7 protein-coding genes and 1 pseudogene are annotated in these 4054 nt (G+C 71.5%); 4 read left to right on the forward strand and 4 right to left on the reverse strand.

From position 1 onward, the window contains the following. Positions 1-161: 161 nt before the first annotated feature. The 3 genes from ACTIR_RS0115660 to ACTIR_RS0115670 are packed head-to-tail and all read left to right on the forward strand — an operon-like array spanning position 162 to position 1633. Positions 162-419 carry a hypothetical protein gene (locus tag ACTIR_RS0115660; protein WP_084789545.1) on the forward strand — a complete coding sequence of 86 codons (258 nt, stop codon included), beginning with the start codon at positions 162-164 and terminating at the stop codon, positions 417-419. After that, positions 416-847 (forward strand): hypothetical protein, encoded by a 432-nt coding sequence (locus ACTIR_RS0115665; protein ID WP_026454984.1) that lies wholly within the window; start codon positions 416-418, stop codon positions 845-847. The genes ACTIR_RS0115660 and ACTIR_RS0115665 overlap by 4 nt, the downstream gene beginning before the upstream one ends. A gap of 3 nt (positions 848-850) precedes the next feature. After that, positions 851-1633: an enoyl-CoA hydratase-related protein gene (locus ACTIR_RS0115670; protein ID WP_026454985.1), complete on the forward strand. Its 783-nt coding sequence runs from the start codon at positions 851-853 to the stop codon at positions 1631-1633. A gap of 40 nt (positions 1634-1673) precedes the next feature. Here the strand turns inward: ACTIR_RS0115670 and ACTIR_RS0115675 are convergent, their stop codons facing one another. From ACTIR_RS0115675 to ACTIR_RS0115685, 3 genes are read right to left on the reverse strand one after another with little or no spacing between them, the layout of a single operon-like run. Then, positions 1674-2048 (reverse strand): barstar family protein, encoded by a 375-nt coding sequence (locus ACTIR_RS0115675; protein WP_026454986.1) that lies wholly within the window; start codon positions 2046-2048, stop codon positions 1674-1676. Continuing rightward, positions 2048-2377 carry a hypothetical protein gene (locus ACTIR_RS0115680; protein WP_026454987.1) on the reverse strand — a complete coding sequence of 110 codons (330 nt, stop codon included), beginning with the start codon at positions 2375-2377 and terminating at the stop codon, positions 2048-2050. The genes ACTIR_RS0115675 and ACTIR_RS0115680 overlap by 1 nt, the downstream gene beginning before the upstream one ends. Next, positions 2364-2594, reverse strand: coding sequence for a hypothetical protein (locus ACTIR_RS0115685; protein WP_026454988.1), 231 nt, complete (start codon positions 2592-2594; stop codon positions 2364-2366). Before ACTIR_RS0115685 ends, ACTIR_RS0115680 begins: the two co-directional genes overlap by 14 nt. Before the next feature lie 32 nt (positions 2595-2626). Between ACTIR_RS0115685 and ACTIR_RS0115690 the strand changes: the two genes are divergently transcribed. Further along, on the forward strand, positions 2627-3592 hold the full coding sequence (locus tag ACTIR_RS0115690) for a zinc-binding dehydrogenase (RefSeq protein ID WP_026454989.1): 966 nt from the start codon (positions 2627-2629) through the stop codon (positions 3590-3592). Positions 3593-3700: 108 nt separating this feature from the next. Here the strand turns inward: ACTIR_RS0115690 and ACTIR_RS0115695 are convergent. Continuing rightward, a pseudogene (locus tag ACTIR_RS0115695) lies at positions 3701-4054 on the reverse strand (nitronate monooxygenase); the annotation flags it as partial.

Below are 4054 nucleotides of genomic sequence, written 5' to 3' on the forward strand. Positions count from 1 at the left end.
GCTCGGCCCGGACCCGCACCTCGCGAACCTCGTCCTGCGCCGCTACACGACCGCGGCCCGCCCCGCGCCCCCCGGCATCGCCCGCCCCGCGTGACAACGCCCCCCGTCCCGTCCAGTCGATTAGACGCTTGCCTGTCTAACCTTGTAGGCTTAGCATCGTGGTGACGAAGCGACTGAAGCCGGCGAAGCTGCTCGCCATCACCAGACGGAGGGCGCGGAAACTCGGCTACGTCGTCGAGCAGGTCAACGCCCGAGGCAAGGGTTCTCACCTGCTATACGTGGTACGTGACGAACACGGGGACGAAGTGGCACGATTCGCACTCACCGGGCATGCCAGGGAACTGTCCTGGACAGTGATGCGGAGCATCGAGGACTCACTCGCCCACCTGTTCGGTGAGCGCTGGTTGGAGGAGCAATGAGCGAGAGTGCTCCCACCTACCACGTCACCGTCACGCGCGAGGACGGTTTGTGGGTCGCCGTGGTCCGGGACCTTCCTGCCGGCGCCACCGACGTGGAACGCATCACGGATCTGGAGACCGAGGTACGGGACCTCATCGCCACACTGCGGGAGGTGGACCCGTACGAGTTCGATATCAAGTGGCATTACGAGCATGCAGGGCACGACTTCAGTGGATTGATCACGACGTTGCGGGAACGGGAGCGCAACGCCAGGGACGCGGTCCGGAAGCGGGACGAAGCACGGACGATCGCGATCACCCGGTTGCACGACGCGGGACTGAGTCTGCGGGAAATCGCCGAGATACTCGGCCTGTCCCATCAACGCGTCCAGCAGTTGTCCGCCCGAGCCGCCGCGGACCGTGCGGGTGAGCCCTGTGCCACAGTGTGACGCATGGCTGACGAACTGGTGCACTACGCCGTCGCCGACGGTGTCGCGACGCTCACCCTGGACTCCCCGCACAACCGCAACGCCCTGTCCGCGCAGCTGCGCGGCGAGCTGAGCGACGGGCTGGCGCGGGCCGTCGACGACGAGGCGGTCCGGGTGATCGTGCTCGACCACACCGGTCCGGTGTTCTGCGCCGGCATGGACCTCAAGGAGGCGAAAGGGGCCGGGGAGGGGCAACAGGGGGTCAACGACTTCCCGGACCTTCTGCAGCGCCTCTGGACCGGCCCGAAACCGGTGGTGGCCCGGCTCGCCGGGCCCGCGCGGGCGGGTGGGATCGGCCTGGTCGCCGCCGCGGACATCGCCGTCGCGGTCGAGACCGCCACGTTCGCCTTCACCGAGGTCCGCATCGGGGTCGTCCCCGCCGTGATCTCGGTGCCGGTGCTGCCCCGACTCGACGCGCGCGCGGCGCACGAACTGCTGCTGACCGGGGACACGTTCGACGCACGCCGGGCCGCCGACATCGGCCTGCTCAACGCCGCCGTGCCCGCCGACGAGCTGGACGCCACCGTGCGGCGCTACGTCGACTCGCTGGTACGGGGCGCGCCGACGGCGCTGGCCGCCACGAAGGAACTCCTCCAGGGCGAGACCGGGCGCACCATGCCGGAGAGGTTCGAGGCCATGCAGGGCCTGTCCGCGCGGTTCTTCGCCTCCGCCGAGGGGCAGGAGGGCATCGCCGCGTTCGCGGAGAAGCGCACCCCGGCGTGGGTCCCCGGGGGCGCGGACGGGTGAGCGGCGCCCGCCCCCGCGGGACGGGCGCCCTGCGATCGCGTCAGTCGGCCAGCACCACGGTCAGGATGCGGCCCTCCCGGCGCCCACCCCGCGGGGTCAACGCGCGTTGCGCGTCGGAGAGCACCCCGTGCACCGCCAGGTAGGACTTCGGGTCGGCCCGTTTCAGCCGCTCGGCCGCGGTCCAGATCAGGACGTGCTCCCCGGACGGCAGCCAGGACAGGTCGGTGAGCCCGTCGTAGAAGGTGTCGAGCGAACGCCCGTAGTGGGCGGGGAAGGACAGGGCCTCGGCGATCGCGTCGAGCATGCCCGTGCGGTCCCCGTGCGGCGCGCCGTCGATGACGTGTGGGTAGGCCCCGCGGGCCCGTGCCTCGTCGACGACCGTCCGCGAATCGGGCAGCGGCATCACCGTCGTCATCAGGTGTCCGCCGCGACGAAGGGGTCGTACCGGTCGTCACGCGCGCAGAAGCCGGATGGCGAATGTGGCAACAGCATCTCCCTTGTACCGAGGACCGGCCGGGTCACCCGCCACGGTTCACCGGCCACGCACCCCGGCCGCCACCCGGGGTGAGCGCCCGACACCGTCACGGACACCGGCACGGTCGGCGTGTGCGAAACCGCGCCCGGCAGGCTACCCGGGCGGGGGTCGGACTCGCCAACCCCGAGGACCTCCCGCACCAGCCAGGCGCCCAGAACGACGAGCAGCAGGGCGATCAGCGCGGCGCTGATGCGCCTACGGGACAGCACCGCGGTCCCCCTCCCCCGGCCGCCGCACCCCGCGGCCCCGGCCCACGATCCGGACCGCCCCGTCGAGGACGGCGTCGACGACGCGGTGCAGCGCCCGGGCCAGCGCCACGCACAGCGGCAGGAGAACGGCGGTCACCAGCACGAACTGCACCGGGAACCATTGTTGCGCCAACCACAGTTCGAGCCCGTTCCACCAGCGGGCCACTCCGTCGAACACGACACCGAGCCTACGCCAGGTAGGTTGAGCGCATGTTCGCCGTCTACGCCAAAGAACCGAACGCCGACGACCCGCTCGCCTCGCTCACGGTGGGCGAGCGCCCCGACCCGGAGGTGCCCGAGGGCTTCGTGCGGGTCTCGGTCCGGGCCGCCAGCCTGAACATGCACGACGTCTGGACCCTGCGCGGGGTGGGGATCAAGCCGGAACAGTTCCCCATGATCCTCGGCTGCGACGGGGCCGGGGTGCTCGACGACGGCACCGAGGTGGTGCTGCACTCGGTGGTGAACGACCCGTCCTGGCGCGGGGACGACACGCTCGACCCGAAACGGACACTGCTCACCGAGAAGCTGCAGGGCACGTTCGCCGACTCGGTCGTGGTGCCCGAGCGCAACGTACTGCCCAAGCCGGCGGGGCTGTCGTTCACCGAGGCGGCCACGATGGGCACCGCCTGGCTGACCGCCTACCGGATGCTGTTCACCAAGTCGGGCCTGCGGCCGGGACAGACCATGCTCGTGCAGGGTGCCTCCGGCGGTGTGTCCACCGCGCTGGTGCAGCTCGGCCGGGCCGCGGGCTACCGCGTGTGGGTCACCGGGCGCACCGAGGAGAAGCGTGCCCTGGCCGAGAGCCTGGGTGCCCACCGGACGTTCGAGCCCGGGGCGCGGCTGCCCGAACGGGTCGACGCCGTGTTCGAGACCGTGGGCAAGGCCACGTGGGCGCACTCGCTGAAGTCGCTCCGGCCCGGCGGCATCGTGGTCGTGTCCGGCTCCACCAGCGGCCCCGACCCGAGCGCCGACCTGCAGCGGGTGTTCTTCCTGCAACTGCGGGTGGCGGGCTCCACGATGGGCACCCGCGACGAGCTGGCCGACCTGCTCTCCTACGTCGACCTCGCGGGCATCCGCCCGCAGATCGGCGCCGAACTCCCCCTCTCCGACGCCGAACGCGGCTTCACCGACATGCTGGAGGGCAACACCGCCGGCAAGATCGTCTTCACCCGCTGAGCACGGAGGGTGTTGCCGTGAGGGGCACATTTCCTGCATGTGACGCAGCGAATGTGCCCCTCACGGCGCTTGATGCAGGGAATGTGCCCTTCACGGCACACCCCGCTGTCAGGTGAGGCGGTGGGCCGTCCGCGTGGCGGCTTCGCGGGCCTGGTGCCAGAGGGTGGTGACGATGTGTTCGGCGGGGCCGTGCGGGGCCTGGGCATAGGTCTGGCCCGCCCAGAGGGACATCGCCTCCGGGTCGTCCGCGCGGCCCGCGGCGGCGCGGATCGGTTTGCTGAGCCGGTGCAGCTGCGGGTACGCGGCAGGTGCCTGGTCGGTGTGCTCGCGCAGGAAACGGTTGACCAGGCCCCGCGCGGGTCTCCCGCTGAACGCGCGGGTGACCGCCGTCGGGCGGCTGCCCTCGGCCAGCACCCGCCGTTTGGGTCGGGTGGGGTGCCGGCCTCGTCGGCGCGGAGGAAC

Source organism: Saccharomonospora iraqiensis subsp. iraqiensis (assembly GCF_000430445.1).
Lineage (GTDB): Bacteria > Actinomycetota > Actinomycetes > Mycobacteriales > Pseudonocardiaceae > Saccharomonospora > Saccharomonospora iraqiensis.

Excerpts from the sequence above, each read along its gene's own strand:
- ACTIR_RS0115690 (WP_026454989.1), top strand. The coding sequence starts at position 2,627 with ATGTTCGCCGTCTACGCCAAAGAACCGAACGCCGACGACCCGCTCGCC.
- ACTIR_RS0115675 (WP_026454986.1), bottom strand. The coding sequence starts at position 2,048 with ATGACGACGGTGATGCCGCTGCCCGATTCGCGGACGGTCGTCGACGAG.
- ACTIR_RS0115665 (WP_026454984.1), top strand. The coding sequence starts at position 416 with ATGAGCGAGAGTGCTCCCACCTACCACGTCACCGTCACGCGCGAGGAC.
- ACTIR_RS0115670 (WP_026454985.1), top strand. The coding sequence starts at position 851 with ATGGCTGACGAACTGGTGCACTACGCCGTCGCCGACGGTGTCGCGACG.